Genomic DNA, 14,022 nt, shown 5'->3' on the forward strand with positions numbered 1-14,022 from the left:
TCGTTCCGCTTTTGTATATGTTCTTGATGCTGGCATTCACTCAGTCCTCGTCACTAATTCAATTACTACTCTTGGATTTTCTTTATCAACATAAAATTCATCTTTAAAATTACCGACTTGCTTCCAGCCGTCATTTTCAATCAAGCCCGATTGCAGCATACCGTCTAAAATAAATTTTTTAGCAAAGGCGATATTATCTTTGTCTTTTCGCTTATTCGGAACGTACCACTGAAACCGAAAGTCCAGCGGTAGCTCCTCGTCATATATCTTTAAACCTTCATTCATCGCCGCTTTAATCGCTACTGCACAGCGATAGGTATTTTCTTTTTTAATTTTGGCTGCTTGAAATCGATTTGAACGTTCAGCGTTAACATATCGATTCAAGTCCATTAATTCGTGTGGAATGACCAATCGCTTAATTTTCAATCGTCATCACCTCGACGTATCCAAAGTTTGTCGCTAACCCAATCGCTTGCCCATTCCATTTTTGACAATGACTTAATGCTTCGTCTTTGTCTCTAAAGGCATGCGACCATTTCTCGCCATCATAGATTCGCCAAAGCCCCGAATAATCAGCACTTGATGTCACACCATCAAAACCCATAAAAATTGTCATAGATATTTACGCTTCCCTTCTGTTTTCTTAAACATCAATACATGATTTTTATCTTTCATTGCACCACGCATTAATCGATCATAGGTCTTCTTGTCATATAACTGATCTAATTGCTGGCTTGATAAATTCGTCGTTAAAATGGTGCTCTTATCTTGACGGCCTTCCATCACTGCATATAACATCCGAATCACAAAATCACTTGCTTGCTTTTGGCTATCAATCGCACCAGTCTCTGACCCCAAATCATCAATAACCAAAAAATCCGCATCTATCATTCTTTGAATTAAGTTTTCTTCCGTCACATTACTATCACGATCTGAGTAGCTATATCTGACGAGTTGTAATGCTTTTCCAATCGAGATAAATAAACACCGTTTATTTTTCAATTCACTATTCAGTTCTTTGAGAATCGCCATCGCTAAATGGCTTTTACCTACTCCAGCATTACCTTGTAAAAAAGTATTGCCAATATAACCATTTTTATAATTAGTTAGGACGTGCTTCGCTTTATCTTTGTTTATCTTCGTCTCATCTTCTTTGATGAAATAGTTATCAAAACTTGCTCTTTGGATGGTTGAGTCAGAGACGATACTCTTATTTGCTAACCAGTCATACGTATCTCGCTTCTTTTCTTCTGCTTCACGTTTTCGAATTTCATCGCCACCACGATATTCAATTTCTTTATTCTTTTGATCAAGTCGCTTACGGCCGCAAGATAAACAAGCTCTGATATCTGTCTTGCCAAAAGCAGGTCGATATAAATGGCTTCCACAATCCTTGCAGATATCCTCAGTCTCAACTAGCTGAAGACTAGAAGCCCAATTTGTCATAGTCTCCACCTCCTTGAGTATCTATAGCCCGCTCATTCAAATAACCTTCAAATTTAGTCCCAAATAATGTCTCAGGTCTTAAATATTTATTCATCTTGCTGTTATTCAGCCAAGCCTGTGTCTTTATATCAATTACTTTGTAAAAGTCCTTCTCAGTAAACCCTTCTGCAAAACGTGCTTTGATTAGAGTTTGTGTTTTTTTGGTTGTACTGCGATAAGAAGCATTTGCTTTTTCGTTTAAGTAATCAATAATTTTTTTATATGGAATAGCAGAGCCATGGTCGTGTTCGTCAGAACTCGACATATTATCTCTATCCTTACCTAACCTAACCTTACTCTTACCTAACCTAACCTGGGTATCCATTTTGGATACATCTTGTATACATTCTGTATCCACAGTCTCCAAACGTTGGTATTGCTTGTTTTCACGCTCAATCAATTCTGATTTTTCCGATTTATAAAACGTTTCGTGATATCTATCTTTTTGAATGTAGTTATGGATTTTCCAATCACGAATAACGACAACGCCACTTTCGAATGGAATCAAAAATTCTTTTGCCATAAGTAGCCTTAAATCATCGTCACTAGACCCCACCATACGCTTGATTGTTTTGACATTTCCTACAAATCCATCATCATCAGCCGACATATTTATGTGAAAGTATAAGCACTGAGCGCTTGTTGGCATGTCTAAAAACGCATCACTTTCAGTAATCTTTCGGCTAAACATTCTTCTTGTTGCCATCTGCACCACCTATTCAATTAATTCATCGTAACTTCCAATCCGTAGCGATCAAGTCTTCCGCGTTTGGTTGCCAATTTTCTAAAATCTCGTTCTCCTCATGTAAAATCACAATCATGCCACTTTCCGTATTAGTCGGAAGTATAGAATAATCGTTTACCCACTTTTCTCGGTATATACAAGAATCATCCTTTGTTGCATCCCGAATTGCTGACGATATATCCATATCTTTATTTTGTCCTCCTATTCAATTAAATCATCACTGTAAACAAATCCTGTTAATCGCTTATGTTCTCGGCAATATTCACATTTCCCACAAGCGGTTGGTTCAACCTGTCCCGTTTTGACTTCTTCAAAATGACTGGCTAACCGTTCGATTTCGCCTAACTCAAACCGCTTTTTATACTCGTCAATTTGGATTGCTTCGACATTGCAAGGGTCTTGTTTTGATACCGCATAAATGTATCCTGTAAACTTCTTGGCGTATTGTTGCTCTAGCAGTTGTTCGTATAAAGCGATTTGTCTAACGTATCCAAACGCTTCGACAAAACTTGTCCATCCGCCATACCGTTTTTCCCAATACCGTTTCCCAAAGTCAGCGTTGGTTTTCAAATCAACGAAATAGCCTTCTTCGATGTTGAGTAAGTCAATCTTTCCTTTCCACTCAACACCTCCAAATTTTCCAGTTACTGGCACTTCACGCTCGCCATTCCAAAGTATTGGAAAGATGTCTTCATCTTGTTCGATTCGCCTAATCATGCGCTCGGCCACTTTGAAAGGTGATAATAAGTCGCCATGAGGCATTTCGTTATCGCCATATAAAGCCATCAGCTCGTCTTTTTTTGCTGTGCTTTTGTAAGGTATTGCTAACTCGTCAAGGCCTTGTTTTAGTGCTTTGGCCGTTGGCTCTTTATACATGGCATCACGGTTATTTGCTTTAAATTTTTCGTGAGCTTCTGTGCTCTCAAAATATGAGTGGACGTAATTCCCTACCAATAACGCAATTGGATCACTGGTTGGTTGCCAATCTTGCTTAAGCTTGGCCAATGCCTGGGCTTCACAAGTCATAAAATCTTTAAACTGCGAAGCTGACATATATTGCCAGCTCGCCTTGTTGCTGTAATAAATATCGTCATTATTAAGTTGTTCAAGCGAAAATTTATTCGGCATCAGCGTTCACCGCTTTGCCGATATTATTCCCTTTACTTTTACTATCTTGCTGTTCTTCAGTGTTTACTTCGTCACTCTCAGATGTTTCACCTTCTGTTTCTTTTTCTTCTTGGGATTGAGTTTCTTCAGTAGGTTCATCAATTTTTTCATCATCCACACTCTCTTTTTGTTCTTTCTTGCTATTTAGCTTTTCTAATAATTGATTCCCTTCGCTAGTATCTTGTTCTTCTTCGACAACTGTGCCAGTAACGTCTTGTTTCGGACGGTTATCCTCTTCGGTATACATGGCTGATAATTGGTCTGGAAATGCTTCTCGTAAGGCGTTTACAACCGCTGACTTACGAATCATATTAGCCGGCATAGAAGCCCAAGTGGCTTGTAATTGGCCATCTTTTTTTCGCTTAGCGAACTCGTCAAAATTGATTGACACATAAGTCGCAATATCACGATCTTCGCGATAGACTTTTGCCCATCCGCCAAGTAATTCTTCTTTCCCTTTAATAAAAATAGTCCCAGGGCGTTCCTTAATCTCGCCGTCTTTATCAGCAACCACCACTCCAGCATCAAAACCTTTATAGGCAGGTTGTCGTTCAGCGCGTTTCATGAATGCGTCTTTTGAAACAATCATGTCTGCTGGCTGATTGCCAAATTTAATAATGTAGGCTTCCCCTAAAAAAGGATTTAGGGAGTTATAACGACATAACTGCATAAAATTAAACGCTTCAGACGTCGTAATCGCACCGTTACCTTTTGTAATAAATTGCGATACGACATCTACGCTTAATTTAATGTCTTCATTTCCAGATTTATACATAATTTCGTTATTTGCCATATTGATTTCCTCCTCAAATGTGGTATACTTAACTCAAGTCTTTTCTTTGGAGTCGCAGCTTTCTGCGACTCTTTTTTTATTTCTCGACCTCTACATCCCAATCCTCTACATCAAGAGCACTAACTCCTTCTATCGCTTCTTCTTCTGAATTAGCAACTACTCGAACTGATCCAGTAAAGTAAACGATATACTCTTCACCATCTTCTTCATCGGGTTCCCAACCGCCTAAACGGCTATTCCATACGCCTGTGGGATTAAACATACTTTTCTCCTTTACCTCAATCTGGGATAATCGCTGCTAATTGCACCAAACACGATATGCCAAGTGTTAATGCGATGTAGCCAAACATAATATTGTTTAACGTCCACAATCCAAAAATGACTGTTGCTAGTAACTGGACTCCTACGATTAAGGCGAATCTATCTCTCATTTCTAATTTCATTTTTTATCTTCCTCTCTAAACTCATTAATATCGACGCCTAATGCGTCTGCTAGTTTAAATGCATCTTGTAACTTCAAACCTTGCTGCTGTCCATTTTTTATTTTGTAAAGTTTTGAGTGTACTATTCCTGTTTCAGTTGAAATTTTATTAAGTGTTTTTCCTGATTTCTGTAATAACTCTTTGATTTTCATATCATCACCCCCATATGTTGTATTCAAAAGCCGTTATTAAATCAATATACCGATATTTAACTTGTTCTTTTTCTAAAAACATTTTATAATAACAGAACAGTAGTTCGACCCAAAATACCAACTGATCTACTGAAAATAAAATAAAGTGAGGTGAAATCTTAAATGGCTAGAAGTAAAATTAAAGTGAAAGTAAAAGCACCTTCAAAAGCTAAAATTCAACGTAAGCTTAGACAAGCTATCACAAAGAATTTAACTTGTCCAAATTGTGGTCATAACATGCCAACAACAGCTATGAGCACGTCAACTTGTCGTTACTGTGGTTTTAAACTTAAAATGAATTAATCGATTGATACATATTCAATTTCAATAAATTTCGTTGACACTCGTCCGATTGCTACACCAATAGCGATTAAAGCGAGTGTTTTTATTGTCTTATTCATTCTCCTAACACCCTTTCAAAATTTTCTGCTAACCACTTATTGACGAAATATTTATTAAACATCCAGCGCACCCCTTTAGATTCAGGATACTTAACCATTTTTCCTTCTAAGTCTTTTCTAAATGGATATAGAATACTTTCTTTTGCTTTGTTCGGACTCATGGATACTCGGTCAGAAAACCACTTCAAATCGCCGTATGATCCATAATCAAGGTTTGATTTAAGCTTCTCTAGTTCTTGTTCATGTTGCCGATTAATTAGCTCAATTTGTGTATTAATCGCTGATTCAAGAGCTTCTCCAATTGTCATATTTAATCACCTACTTTCTGACTTCTTTTGATATAATCTCCTTAAAGGAGGCAACTTTACATTGAATATTGACTTAATTCAAATTGCATTTAATAGGTTAGTAGACCTTATAAAACCTTTACTTCCAACGATAACTGCATTACTAGCTGTTAAATTTAGTAATGAATTACAAATTAAAAACGATGAGAAAGAAAGACAAAAAAGCATTCAACAAGAAAGGTTTGATAATTTTTATCAACCTTATGTTAATTTCTTTATTAAAAATGTCTTTTCTCTTTATGACGTATCTGCTGACTTAGAAATACTTCGTTTAATCGAAGAACAATTAGATGGTAATTTTAAATATATGGGAAAAGAATCTCAAAAATATTTAATCAACTTTTATGAAGCAAAGGTTCTTTATGACACACTTAGAACTAACGGCGAACTCAGAGGCCAAGAACTCACAATTTATGACCGCGTCAATAACAGTTTTTTTCAATTGAATAAAAGAATATTAATAGAATCCAAGCAACTAGCAGAACAATTAGGATACTCAGACTTCGCACAATCCATCTTCGATATTTATGGCCCTTTAGATAGGGTTCCGCCTTTAGGTTCAATTTCGCTAGATAGAAAGATAAAATAAGAACAATTAGTTGTATGATAGGTATGCTTTGTGGTTCTCTCATATTTCGTTCTCCTTGATCAATTTATGCTATCCTCTAATTTCATAATTTCTAATTGTTTAGGCGTATTTCGTAACTCATTTGGCGTCATATATTCATACACTGTTTCAGATAAGTAATTCATTGCTTTTTCATAATCAACGTGTCGAATGCTGGTATACTTAGTCACATTAAAATGGCTCTTTAGTCGACGATATAAATTACGCCGCATTTGGCCAACTTTTGATAAGAACAAATTATGAGATGGCGTTTGTTTTTGTGCATCAAAATAACGTTTTGAAAACTCCCACGCTTTACGATTAACAAGTGTCTTAATTTCATTTGCCTCTCCGTCGCTTAGGTGAACATGATTTTTAACTTCCTCAACAAGCCCTTCGACAGTTGAGATTTTCTTATCAACGCGCTCCTCTTGCTTTTCCATACGCTCTACAATCAGAAGTAACGCTTGGCCTTGATCATTCTGCTTAGTTAATGTTTCTTTCAAAATTGTTAATGGTGTTTCTTGTGTTAATTCATTCATTTTTAAAGTCCTTTCTTTTTAAGTGTTATTCAATAGTTTCTGCTTCTCGAATATATCTATCTGGTAATATACGCTGCATTTCCTCAACCCACTGATCAACAACATTCACGGTATCGCGCAAGTCGTTAAATGCTTTCTCTGACTGGACAATGTCCACTAGCGGTTTGAATCTTACTGCCGCCATTTCCTTGTCAAAGAAGTCATTAATGGCTTGCGTTTTATCGTTTAAGCTAAACATTGCCTCAAATCGGTTCTTTTCGCCTTTCATTCGTCTGATTGTTGCTTCCAGCTCTTTGGCTTCTTGTGTTGACTCTTCCAGCAAGCTGTATTTTTGTTGTGTATATTTGAGGTTTGATTCAACTTCTTTTAAGCGTTCAGCAAGCTGTTTGTTATCAGTTTTCAAGCTGTCATAATCAGCTGGTTTAACCTCTTTTAACACTTCTTTGGTTTCGACTATAGGTTTAGGTTTTGGTTGCGCTGATAGTTGATTGACTTGATTTGTTAATGACTCGATTTCTTGTTCTTTTTCTCTAAGTTCTTTTGTTAGAGTTCGTAATTCTTTTACTGTCGGAGTATCCCCAGCTTCAATTTTTTCGAATTGTTCTTCTTTTTCTTTTTCTGGCAATGTAGAAAGTAGATATAAAGCGGTCTCGCCTAAATACGACAACGTTGTCGTTTTTGGTAACTCTTTAGCCACCTTCATCATTCTTTGTGCCTCTCGTACATGTATCCCCTGGTCCTCTAACCATCCAGCAAACTGACCATGTACAAGATTTTTCTCTTTTACATGATTTAACCGTCTTCCTATTTCCCATATCGATTCGCCAGCGGTCTTTTTATAACGATTAATTTCAAATTCTATTTGATGTAAATCATCAGATAATCTAATTTCATTCATATCGTGTATCTCCTTAAACTTTAGAAAGTATCTTCGATTTCTCTTCACACTCAAATTCGAAAATTTCGTATTTATTTCCTAAAAAAATTTGGTCATAAGTTACATTAAATGAATCCATATACTTTTTTAATAAACTATCTTTGATGTTACTAGAATCCATTTCATAATTCGCGATAGTGCTGACAGAAACATTAAACACATCTGCTAGTTCTGATTGAGTTATATCTTTACTCTTGCGAAGCTGCTTCAATGTAATTTGCATATTCACCCTCCTTTCTATTTTCTAAATTCATTAATATCGACGCCTAGTGCGTCTGCTAGTTTGAATGCTGTGCTCAGTTTCATGTCCTTAGATTTTCCAGTTAAGATTTTATGAACTTGAGTTGGGCTGACGCCCATTTTCTTCGATAGCTGATATGGGCTTATATCTTTTGAATCTACTATATGTTGTATTTTATCTTTCAATAACACTATTTAATCAACACTCCTTTTTATATAAACAACTATATATTGTGTCTGTGGACAAAGTTTGATATACTTTATCTGAAGATAAAACGCCTTCGCCCTGGATGTTTTATCTATCCTAAATGCAGAAAGGAGGTATTTCTATGACTGCCTATGCTATGAAGTATGAATTAAAACTTTCTAACAATTCTCAAATTAATGAAATTTCTATAGATATTCCTCAAGAATTCCAGCTACTTACCAGTGTTAAAGATAGTCATGATTCTCCTGAATATGAAATACAAACTGATATTTATACAAAAGATGATACCGAACCCGAAAATTTCATCATAATTCAGAAAGAAACTTGGCCGGATGTTACTATTTACAAATTTAACTATCCATACATTCAAAAAGGCAATAGCGTAACGTTTGATTTTTAAAGGTTTCTGAAATAATCTTTTATCAAAAAAATCTACATTCTAACTCTCCTATCTTTTGAACCCGTCTCAATGAAGTTTTGCTTCTCGTGCAGCTTTTTAAAATAATGAGATATATTTCTATAGAGAGTACCTTTATTCACTCGCTCCGATCCCTTAACTGCTGCAACAGTTACTGCGATTAGTGCGAGTGTTTTTGTTGTGTCTTTCATAAGTATTTCCTTTCTTTGATATAATATCCTTATTGAAGTGCGGTTTTTCTTATTAAATTTTGAACTTTTTCCTCTAACCTTCGTCCTACTTCCTCTACAACATAATGAGTTAAACAAGAGTTTTCAGTTTCTAATTCTGAGATTAACTCACTCATCATTTCTATACGCTTTTTCTTCAAATCTTCTATTGTCACTGATTCGTTTATAATTTTTTCGAAGTAATATAGTGTTATTTTAAGAATTTCATTACTTAATAAATTAGACAGTACAATTATATTTTGATGTGTTTTTATTGTTTTGTTCATTTTGGTCCCTCCTTTCTTGGTACACGTTTATAATAATACGTTTTTTTCGTATTGTCAATAGTTATTTACGTTTTTTTCGTATGTTTTCATTTACTTTCCCTATTTAAGTAAGTATAATAAGTGTATAAGTTACAGAAGGAGGATAGCGATGGACAAGGAAAGAACTAAAATAATATCTAATAATATCCGTAAGAATATTGAAAATTCTGGTATTACTCAAAAACAATTAGCAGAAAGTATCGGTATTAAACCAAGTACCCTTAGTGACTATTTAAATTTAAGGTCTAATCCCTCTCACGGAGTTATTCAAAAAATAGCTGATTACTTTGGTATATTAAAAAGTGACATTGATACAACTTATCGAGATGAAAATTATCCTAAAGATGAATCTTTGTTATTAAACACCTATAACAAATTAAACGATAACAGAAAAAAAGCTGTTCGTCTCTACACTGAAAATCAATATAATGAACAAACAGCCGAACAAAATAATGTATATCAATTAGATGAATATCGCGAGGAGTATTTATATGGCGGTGCCTCTGCTGGTCGAGGGCAATATGTCTATGACGAACCAGTAGAAACTGTTAGCGTGCATACAGCAGATATCCCCAATGCCCCTTATGACATCATGTTGAAAGTCGTGGGTGACTCGATGGAACCCGCCTTTAGAAATGGCGAATACATCTTTGTTAAACGTACTGAAGAAATCCACAATGGTGCTTTTGGGATATTTATTATTAATGGTGAATCTTATTTGAAGAAGGTTTATGTAGAAGAAGATAAGCTTAGGTTGGTCTCGTTAAATAGTAATTATGATGATTTAATCTTCAATGATTGTAACGAGATTAACTTGATTGGGAAGGTAGTATTATAAAAATTGAATATGGAGAGTAATTGTGAACGAGTTATTCATAAATGATGCAGAAGCTAATCGATTAATTAAAATGTTGAAAACTTTATTTAACGAGCATGGAATTAGCATTCACGAAAATTGCGAAGGAGAAATACCTATCAAGGGTAGTGATTCAGACTATTTTCTATTGAACTATCGTATTACACCTGCAAAGACTGTTCTCAACTTTAGAGAATGTAGGTATAATTATAGCTTGTTGAGGATAAATATAAATGATAGTTTTCATAAGAATGCAGATGGCAGTAGAATACATGGCCCACGCATAAACATTTTTTCTGAGGAAGAATATTATTCAAAAGGTGACGGGGTTACATATTATAAAGCTCACCATTTACCTTACGATTCTATTCCAAATACGGATGACTTTTATGACGTATTAACAGCACTTTTAAAGTATACTAATACTAACAATATTACTAACATCACTATTCAACAAAGTATGTTTTAAGCAAAGAGGTGTGAAAAATGGATGTTGAAAAAATTAAAGATGACTATATGAATTTTATTAAGGAGAATACTAAAATTAACATTCATGAAAATGAGATTATTTCAATAAACACCCCATTTGTTGATAGTTTTGGTGAAGGTATTAGTTTTTCTATCGAACATAACGATAGACTCTACAAAGTTACTGATAATGGTTTTGCATATTGGGAATTAGGTCTAGCAGGTATTGATTTAAGCAGAAAGGGAAAACGAAAAGAAATTTTTAACAATTCCATTACTTTTCATGGTTTTTCTCTAGGTGATAATAATGAAATTTATCGCTTAATCCCCAAAAAGGAAATTAGCCAATCAATTCATGATATGACTCAATTATTAATTAATATCTACGACTTGACATATTTAAGCAGACATAATGTAGCTGATCAGTTTTATCAAGATGTAGATAGTTACTTTAATAATAGTGACCGGTTCAACTTTTTCCAAGACTTTAGTTTAACTGGTAAATCTCAACTTAATCATAGATTTAACTATGTATTTATTCAGGATAAAATCAATAAACTAGCTAGAGTACATACTAGGCTTGATAAGCAACAGGTAAATAGTATATTAACCAGCTGGCTTGATACCTCTCTCGTTAGAAAACCTAATGAAGAGCTTTATATTATTCTTAGTGAAGAAGGTTTTCAAAATGTTTCTGAAGAAAATTTAATTGCATTAGATTCATATAAAATAACACCTCTAAATTTCAATGATAAAGATAACCTTGTTCGAAAATTAGGTGCATAGATTGCAGCGTTATATCAAATAAGATTTGAGAGCTACGCTTCAATACTTTGACGAAAACGATGATATTAAATTAGTAGGAAGAGTTGTTTTGTAGAGGGGGCATTAAATGTCTGAGGTAAAGAAAAGTGAAAGAAAGGTAATTCAAGAGCGTCAATTAAAACTACTGAAACAACAAATAAATAAGCATAAAGATATTTTTATTAGATTAAAGGATAAATAAATGAGTTGTTAAAAATTGTTAGTTACTTATTAAAATAAAAACCCCACTCCCCTAGTTTGGCGACCAGAGAGTGAGGCAAAAAAAGAAAAGATATACAAAAGGCACTTAGTGCAGTGCTCTTTGTATATCCTATTTTATCATACTTTTCACTGATTAATAGGAGGAATTTTGATGGCAAGCATTAAAAAAGATAAGAACACAGGCAAATGGTTTTGTCGTGTATCATACCAAGACAAAAACGGCAAAAATCGGACAAAAACTAGGAAAGGATTTGCTACTAAAAAAGAAGCAACTATAGTCGCTAATGAATTAGAAATTGCTTTAGATGAAAATATAGATATCGAGAATAAAGATATTAGTTTTGCAGATTATTTCGAGAAATGGTGTAAGACTTATAAGATTGGCACAGTAAGTTTTAGCACAGAAGAAAAATATCGATATGATATTAAATTAGTTAAAGATTATTTTGGCAAAAAGAAATTAACGAGTATTACTAGACATGACTATCAGAATTTCTTAAACATGCGTGGTAAAAACAATGGTAAAGATATCGTAGAAAAAACACATTTTAGGCTAAAATCCTGCCTAAAAGAAGCATTGCATGATGGACTAATCAAGAAAGATCCATCGTATAACGCAGTCATAAAATATGATAAGAAACCATCCAAAAAAGTTAAATACTGGAACAAAAAGGATTTTACTAAACTCATCAACTATTTAAAGACCGACATTACGCCTAATAACATCATGCTATATATTTCAGCGTTAACTGGCTTACGAATTGGTGAAGTCTACGGTTTGTCTTGGAAAGATATTAAAGGCAATAAATTGAGTGTCAATCGTGGCTATGATTATAACCGAACGTTTGATTTTACAAACGCTAAAAATGAATCGTCAATTAGAACTATTGTTGTGACTAAAGAATTTAATCAAATTATCAATCAATACAAATTAAAGTATCAAAAGAAATTTCCAGATTATTTATTCTTACAATTTAACCGTCCGTCAATTAGTTACAACGGATTACGTAAACACCTAATAAACGTATGTAAAGAACTAGAAATACCTTTCATAAATATTCACGGTTTAAGACATACACACTGTTCAATTTTAATTTACGAAGGCATGGACATTCATTATATCAGCAAACGTCTTGGACATAAGTCAATCGCTGAAACAATCAAAACCTATTCTCATATTATAGATGAGCACGAGCAGCTCCAAGATTCAAAAATTATTGAAGCGTTAGAAAGTATCGAGAGTGCAAAATGAGTGCAAAATTATTTTACTTTCTTTGTTATTCTTTGATTTTCTCATTCAAAAGAAAACAGCTAGAAACGTTGATATAACAACATTTCTAGCTATTCAGAAAAAAATATTTGAGGTTCTTTTTTTACCTATTTATACCGGCGGCCGGGGTCGAACCGGCACGCCCTCAACGGGCACTGGATTTTGAGTCCAGCGCGTCTGCCAATTCCGCCACGCCGGCAAATTAATTTAAGTAATAAGGCGGTAGTCGGATTTGAACCGGCGATCAGGGTTTTGCAGACCCGTGCCTTACCACTTGGCTATACCGCCATATTAATTAACTGGGATAGCTGGATTCGAACCAGCGCATGATGGAGTCAAAGTCCATTGCCTTACCGCTTGGCTATATCCCAATAAAAAGGGCGACTGATGGGAATCGAACCCACGAATGTCGGTGCCACAAACCGATGCGTTAACCACTTCGCCACAATCGCCATATTAAATTAACAGGGACACTAGGAATCGAACCCAGATCGACGGTTTTGGAGACCGTAGTTTTACCGTTAAACTATGTCCCTATTCGTTCCAAAACATAAATAATGGAGGGAGAAGGATTTGAACCTTCGAACCCGAAGGAACGGATTTACAGTCCGCTGCGTTTGGCCACTTCGCTATCCCTCCATGAATGGTCCGAGACAGAGTCGAACTGCCGACACCGTGAGCTTCAATCACGTGCTCTACCAACTGAGCTATCGGACCATAACAATAAATAATATATTCAATTAACGGTCCCAACGGGAATCGAACCCGCGATCTCCTCCGTGACAGGGAGGCGTGATAACCGCTACACTACGGGACCAAATGGAGAATGAGGGGTTCGAACCCCCGACATCCTGCTTGTAAGGCAGACGCTCTCCCAGCTGAGCTAATTCTCCGTGTTAATGACCCGTACGGGATTCGAACCCGTGTTACCGCCGTGAAAGGGCAGTGTCTTAACCGCTTGACCAACGGGCCAGTCGAAAATAAAAACGGAGAGTAAGGGATTCGAACCCTTGAAACAGTTTCCTGTTTACACGCTTTCCAAGCGTGCTCCTTCGGCCTCTCGGACAACTCTCCAAGAGCTGACACCTAAAGAATATCTCAACTTACTCCGCAAGTAGGACTCGAACCTACGACATCTTGATTAACAGTCAAGCGCTACTACCAACTGAGCTATTGCGGAAAATTAAAAGCACGGCAACGTCCTAGTCTCACAGGGGGAAACCCCCAACTACATTCGGCGCTAAGAAGCTTAACTACTGTGTTCGGGATGGGAACAGGTGTGTCCTTCTTGCCATCGCCACCGC

Annotated in this window: 24 protein-coding genes, 12 tRNA genes and 1 rRNA gene; 7 read left to right on the forward strand and 30 right to left on the reverse strand. The window is 35.6% G+C overall.

The genetic code is table 11. The annotated features are described in order from the left end of the window. Nucleotides 1-36: 36 nt before the first annotated feature. The 10 genes from OW157_RS06055 to OW157_RS06095 all read right to left on the reverse strand — a co-directional run bounded on the left by OW157_RS06055 (nucleotide 37) and on the right by OW157_RS06095 (nucleotide 4,824). Complete coding sequence (locus OW157_RS06055) at nucleotides 37-426, reverse strand: RusA family crossover junction endodeoxyribonuclease (RefSeq protein ID WP_268752461.1); 390 nt, start codon at nucleotides 424-426, stop codon at nucleotides 37-39. After that, nucleotides 416-616: a hypothetical protein gene (locus tag OW157_RS06060; RefSeq protein ID WP_268752462.1), complete on the reverse strand. Its 201-nt coding sequence runs from the start codon at nucleotides 614-616 to the stop codon at nucleotides 416-418. Before OW157_RS06060 ends, OW157_RS06055 begins: the two co-directional genes overlap by 11 nt. Then, entirely contained in the window at nucleotides 613-1,446 is an 834-nt protein-coding gene (locus tag OW157_RS06065) for an ATP-binding protein (protein WP_268752463.1), read from the reverse strand. Before OW157_RS06065 ends, OW157_RS06060 begins: the two co-directional genes overlap by 4 nt. Then, the gene (locus tag OW157_RS06070; RefSeq protein WP_268752464.1) at nucleotides 1,427-2,191 is read right to left on the reverse strand and encodes a conserved phage C-terminal domain-containing protein; all 765 of its coding nucleotides are present in this window, start codon (nucleotides 2,189-2,191) and stop codon (nucleotides 1,427-1,429) included. Before OW157_RS06070 ends, OW157_RS06065 begins: the two co-directional genes overlap by 20 nt. Before the next feature lie 22 nt (nucleotides 2,192-2,213). Beyond that, complete coding sequence (locus OW157_RS07625) at nucleotides 2,214-2,414, reverse strand: Thoeris anti-defense Tad2 family protein (RefSeq protein ID WP_417882750.1); 201 nt, start codon at nucleotides 2,412-2,414, stop codon at nucleotides 2,214-2,216. A 17-nt stretch (nucleotides 2,415-2,431) separates the two neighbouring features. Beyond that, nucleotides 2,432-3,358 (reverse strand): PD-(D/E)XK nuclease-like domain-containing protein, encoded by a 927-nt coding sequence (locus tag OW157_RS06075; RefSeq protein WP_268752465.1) that lies wholly within the window; start codon nucleotides 3,356-3,358, stop codon nucleotides 2,432-2,434. Then, nucleotides 3,348-4,190, reverse strand: coding sequence for a phage recombination protein Bet (bet, locus tag OW157_RS06080; RefSeq protein ID WP_268752466.1), 843 nt, complete (start codon nucleotides 4,188-4,190; stop codon nucleotides 3,348-3,350). The genes OW157_RS06075 and bet overlap by 11 nt, the downstream gene beginning before the upstream one ends. 76 nt (nucleotides 4,191-4,266) lie before the next feature. Further along, nucleotides 4,267-4,452, reverse strand: a complete 186-nt coding sequence (locus OW157_RS06085) for a hypothetical protein (RefSeq protein ID WP_268752467.1) — start codon at nucleotides 4,450-4,452, stop codon at nucleotides 4,267-4,269. Nucleotides 4,453-4,468: 16 nt separating this feature from the next. Beyond that, nucleotides 4,469-4,633, reverse strand: coding sequence for a hypothetical protein (locus tag OW157_RS06090; protein ID WP_268752468.1), 165 nt, complete (start codon nucleotides 4,631-4,633; stop codon nucleotides 4,469-4,471). Further along, nucleotides 4,630-4,824: a helix-turn-helix domain-containing protein gene (locus OW157_RS06095; RefSeq protein WP_268752469.1), complete on the reverse strand. Its 195-nt coding sequence runs from the start codon at nucleotides 4,822-4,824 to the stop codon at nucleotides 4,630-4,632. The genes OW157_RS06090 and OW157_RS06095 overlap by 4 nt, the downstream gene beginning before the upstream one ends. A gap of 162 nt (nucleotides 4,825-4,986) precedes the next feature. Here OW157_RS06095 and OW157_RS06100 point away from each other — a divergent pair, with 162 nt between their 5' ends. Then, nucleotides 4,987-5,166: a hypothetical protein gene (locus OW157_RS06100; protein WP_268752470.1), complete on the forward strand. Its 180-nt coding sequence runs from the start codon at nucleotides 4,987-4,989 to the stop codon at nucleotides 5,164-5,166. 94 nt (nucleotides 5,167-5,260) lie between these two features. Here the strand turns inward: OW157_RS06100 and OW157_RS06105 are convergent, their stop codons facing one another. Next, nucleotides 5,261-5,572, reverse strand: coding sequence for a DUF771 domain-containing protein (locus OW157_RS06105; protein WP_268752471.1), 312 nt, complete (start codon nucleotides 5,570-5,572; stop codon nucleotides 5,261-5,263). A 61-nt stretch (nucleotides 5,573-5,633) separates the two neighbouring features. Here OW157_RS06105 and OW157_RS06110 point away from each other — a divergent pair, with 61 nt between their 5' ends. Further along, nucleotides 5,634-6,200: a hypothetical protein gene (locus OW157_RS06110; protein ID WP_268752472.1), complete on the forward strand. Its 567-nt coding sequence runs from the start codon at nucleotides 5,634-5,636 to the stop codon at nucleotides 6,198-6,200. A gap of 59 nt (nucleotides 6,201-6,259) precedes the next feature. On the opposite strand, the gene OW157_RS06115 is transcribed toward OW157_RS06110, so the two are convergent. The 4 genes from OW157_RS06115 to OW157_RS07630 are packed head-to-tail and all read right to left on the reverse strand — an operon-like array spanning nucleotide 6,260 to nucleotide 8,129. Next, nucleotides 6,260-6,760 carry an ORF6C domain-containing protein gene (locus tag OW157_RS06115; protein WP_268752473.1) on the reverse strand — a complete coding sequence of 167 codons (501 nt, stop codon included), beginning with the start codon at nucleotides 6,758-6,760 and terminating at the stop codon, nucleotides 6,260-6,262. 25 nt (nucleotides 6,761-6,785) lie between these two features. Further along, nucleotides 6,786-7,658, reverse strand: a complete 873-nt coding sequence (locus OW157_RS06120; RefSeq protein WP_268752474.1) for a DUF3102 domain-containing protein — start codon at nucleotides 7,656-7,658, stop codon at nucleotides 6,786-6,788. Nucleotides 7,659-7,671: 13 nt separating this feature from the next. Further along, complete coding sequence (locus OW157_RS06125) at nucleotides 7,672-7,920, reverse strand: helix-turn-helix domain-containing protein (RefSeq protein WP_268752475.1); 249 nt, start codon at nucleotides 7,918-7,920, stop codon at nucleotides 7,672-7,674. A 14-nt stretch (nucleotides 7,921-7,934) separates the two neighbouring features. Continuing rightward, complete coding sequence (locus tag OW157_RS07630) at nucleotides 7,935-8,129, reverse strand: helix-turn-helix domain-containing protein (protein ID WP_417882751.1); 195 nt, start codon at nucleotides 8,127-8,129, stop codon at nucleotides 7,935-7,937. A gap of 137 nt (nucleotides 8,130-8,266) precedes the next feature. On the opposite strand from OW157_RS07630, the gene OW157_RS06130 reads away from it, so the two are divergent. Continuing rightward, a complete protein-coding gene (locus tag OW157_RS06130; RefSeq protein ID WP_268752476.1) occupies nucleotides 8,267-8,545 on the forward strand; it encodes a hypothetical protein in 279 nt (92 codons plus the stop codon). Nucleotides 8,546-8,577: 32 nt separating this feature from the next. Here OW157_RS06130 and OW157_RS06135 read toward each other — a convergent pair whose 3' ends face one another. Both OW157_RS06135 and OW157_RS06140 read right to left on the reverse strand, forming a co-directional pair. After that, nucleotides 8,578-8,754 carry a hypothetical protein gene (locus OW157_RS06135; RefSeq protein WP_268752477.1) on the reverse strand — a complete coding sequence of 59 codons (177 nt, stop codon included), beginning with the start codon at nucleotides 8,752-8,754 and terminating at the stop codon, nucleotides 8,578-8,580. A gap of 29 nt (nucleotides 8,755-8,783) precedes the next feature. After that, the gene (locus OW157_RS06140; RefSeq protein ID WP_268752478.1) at nucleotides 8,784-9,059 is read right to left on the reverse strand and encodes a hypothetical protein; all 276 of its coding nucleotides are present in this window, start codon (nucleotides 9,057-9,059) and stop codon (nucleotides 8,784-8,786) included. 148 nt (nucleotides 9,060-9,207) lie between these two features. Here OW157_RS06140 and OW157_RS06145 point away from each other — a divergent pair, with 148 nt between their 5' ends. The 4 genes from OW157_RS06145 (at nucleotide 9,208) to OW157_RS06160 (ending at nucleotide 12,700) form a co-directional block, all read left to right on the forward strand. Next, nucleotides 9,208-9,936 carry a S24 family peptidase gene (locus OW157_RS06145; protein ID WP_268752479.1) on the forward strand — a complete coding sequence of 243 codons (729 nt, stop codon included), beginning with the start codon at nucleotides 9,208-9,210 and terminating at the stop codon, nucleotides 9,934-9,936. Nucleotides 9,937-9,958: 22 nt separating this feature from the next. After that, nucleotides 9,959-10,423, forward strand: a complete 465-nt coding sequence (locus tag OW157_RS06150; protein WP_268752480.1) for a DUF6978 family protein — start codon at nucleotides 9,959-9,961, stop codon at nucleotides 10,421-10,423. Between the two features lie 17 nt (nucleotides 10,424-10,440). Further along, nucleotides 10,441-11,208 (forward strand): DUF1828 domain-containing protein, encoded by a 768-nt coding sequence (locus tag OW157_RS06155; protein WP_268752481.1) that lies wholly within the window; start codon nucleotides 10,441-10,443, stop codon nucleotides 11,206-11,208. Between the two features lie 391 nt (nucleotides 11,209-11,599). Continuing rightward, complete coding sequence (locus tag OW157_RS06160; protein WP_268752482.1) at nucleotides 11,600-12,700, forward strand: site-specific integrase; 1,101 nt, start codon at nucleotides 11,600-11,602, stop codon at nucleotides 12,698-12,700. A 132-nt stretch (nucleotides 12,701-12,832) separates the two neighbouring features. Here OW157_RS06160 and OW157_RS06165 read toward each other — a convergent pair. From OW157_RS06165 to rrf, 13 genes are all read right to left on the reverse strand, one after another. Continuing rightward, nucleotides 12,833-12,917: transfer RNA gene (locus tag OW157_RS06165), tRNA-Leu, on the reverse strand. An 18-nt stretch (nucleotides 12,918-12,935) separates the two neighbouring features. Further along, nucleotides 12,936-13,006 (reverse strand) — tRNA-Cys (locus OW157_RS06170). A gap of 11 nt (nucleotides 13,007-13,017) precedes the next feature. Beyond that, nucleotides 13,018-13,089 (reverse strand) — tRNA-Gln (locus OW157_RS06175). An 8-nt stretch (nucleotides 13,090-13,097) separates the two neighbouring features. After that, nucleotides 13,098-13,170: transfer RNA gene (locus tag OW157_RS06180), tRNA-His, on the reverse strand. A gap of 13 nt (nucleotides 13,171-13,183) precedes the next feature. Beyond that, a tRNA-Trp gene (locus OW157_RS06185) sits at nucleotides 13,184-13,254 on the reverse strand. A gap of 22 nt (nucleotides 13,255-13,276) precedes the next feature. Continuing rightward, nucleotides 13,277-13,357 (reverse strand) — tRNA-Tyr (locus OW157_RS06190). 5 nt (nucleotides 13,358-13,362) lie between these two features. Further along, nucleotides 13,363-13,435: transfer RNA gene (locus OW157_RS06195), tRNA-Phe, on the reverse strand. Between the two features lie 27 nt (nucleotides 13,436-13,462). Further along, a tRNA-Asp gene (locus OW157_RS06200) sits at nucleotides 13,463-13,535 on the reverse strand. A gap of 3 nt (nucleotides 13,536-13,538) precedes the next feature. Continuing rightward, nucleotides 13,539-13,611, reverse strand: a tRNA-Val gene (locus OW157_RS06205). A gap of 7 nt (nucleotides 13,612-13,618) precedes the next feature. Further along, a tRNA-Glu gene (locus OW157_RS06210) sits at nucleotides 13,619-13,690 on the reverse strand. Between the two features lie 15 nt (nucleotides 13,691-13,705). Then, nucleotides 13,706-13,792: transfer RNA gene (locus OW157_RS06215), tRNA-Ser, on the reverse strand. Between the two features lie 32 nt (nucleotides 13,793-13,824). Continuing rightward, nucleotides 13,825-13,898, reverse strand: a tRNA-Asn gene (locus OW157_RS06220). 9 nt (nucleotides 13,899-13,907) lie between these two features. Next, nucleotides 13,908-14,022: ribosomal RNA gene (rrf, locus tag OW157_RS06225) — 5S ribosomal RNA — on the reverse strand.

Origin of the sequence: Aerococcus kribbianus, assembly GCF_026805545.1 — a bacterium.
GTDB classification, from domain to species: Bacteria; Bacillota; Bacilli; order Lactobacillales; family Aerococcaceae; genus Aerococcus; species Aerococcus kribbianus.

Bases quoted from the DNA above. Each gene is read 5' to 3' on its own strand.
- OW157_RS06100 (WP_268752470.1), top strand. From the start codon at position 4,987: ATGGCTAGAAGTAAAATTAAAGTGAAAGTAAAAGCACCTTCAAAAGCT.
- OW157_RS06105 (WP_268752471.1), bottom strand. From the start codon at position 5,572: ATGACAATTGGAGAAGCTCTTGAATCAGCGATTAATACACAAATTGAG.
- OW157_RS06160 (WP_268752482.1), top strand. From the start codon at position 11,600: ATGGCAAGCATTAAAAAAGATAAGAACACAGGCAAATGGTTTTGTCGT.
- OW157_RS06130 (WP_268752476.1), top strand. From the start codon at position 8,267: ATGACTGCCTATGCTATGAAGTATGAATTAAAACTTTCTAACAATTCT.
- OW157_RS07625 (WP_417882750.1), bottom strand. From the start codon at position 2,414: ATGGATATATCGTCAGCAATTCGGGATGCAACAAAGGATGATTCTTGT.
- OW157_RS06155 (WP_268752481.1), top strand. From the start codon at position 10,441: ATGGATGTTGAAAAAATTAAAGATGACTATATGAATTTTATTAAGGAG.
- OW157_RS06140 (WP_268752478.1), bottom strand. From the start codon at position 9,059: ATGAACAAAACAATAAAAACACATCAAAATATAATTGTACTGTCTAAT.
- OW157_RS06145 (WP_268752479.1), top strand. From the start codon at position 9,208: ATGGACAAGGAAAGAACTAAAATAATATCTAATAATATCCGTAAGAAT.
- OW157_RS06060 (WP_268752462.1), bottom strand. From the start codon at position 616: ATGACAATTTTTATGGGTTTTGATGGTGTGACATCAAGTGCTGATTAT.
- OW157_RS06090 (WP_268752468.1), bottom strand. From the start codon at position 4,633: ATGAAATTAGAAATGAGAGATAGATTCGCCTTAATCGTAGGAGTCCAG.
- OW157_RS06120 (WP_268752474.1), bottom strand. From the start codon at position 7,658: ATGAATGAAATTAGATTATCTGATGATTTACATCAAATAGAATTTGAA.
- OW157_RS06085 (WP_268752467.1), bottom strand. From the start codon at position 4,452: ATGTTTAATCCCACAGGCGTATGGAATAGCCGTTTAGGCGGTTGGGAA.
- bet (WP_268752466.1), bottom strand. From the start codon at position 4,190: ATGGCAAATAACGAAATTATGTATAAATCTGGAAATGAAGACATTAAA.
- OW157_RS06095 (WP_268752469.1), bottom strand. From the start codon at position 4,824: ATGAAAATCAAAGAGTTATTACAGAAATCAGGAAAAACACTTAATAAA.
- OW157_RS06075 (WP_268752465.1), bottom strand. From the start codon at position 3,358: ATGCCGAATAAATTTTCGCTTGAACAACTTAATAATGACGATATTTAT.
- OW157_RS06070 (WP_268752464.1), bottom strand. From the start codon at position 2,191: ATGGCAACAAGAAGAATGTTTAGCCGAAAGATTACTGAAAGTGATGCG.
- OW157_RS06125 (WP_268752475.1), bottom strand. From the start codon at position 7,920: ATGCAAATTACATTGAAGCAGCTTCGCAAGAGTAAAGATATAACTCAA.
- OW157_RS06135 (WP_268752477.1), bottom strand. From the start codon at position 8,754: ATGAAAGACACAACAAAAACACTCGCACTAATCGCAGTAACTGTTGCA.
- OW157_RS06065 (WP_268752463.1), bottom strand. From the start codon at position 1,446: ATGACAAATTGGGCTTCTAGTCTTCAGCTAGTTGAGACTGAGGATATC.
- OW157_RS06115 (WP_268752473.1), bottom strand. From the start codon at position 6,760: ATGAATGAATTAACACAAGAAACACCATTAACAATTTTGAAAGAAACA.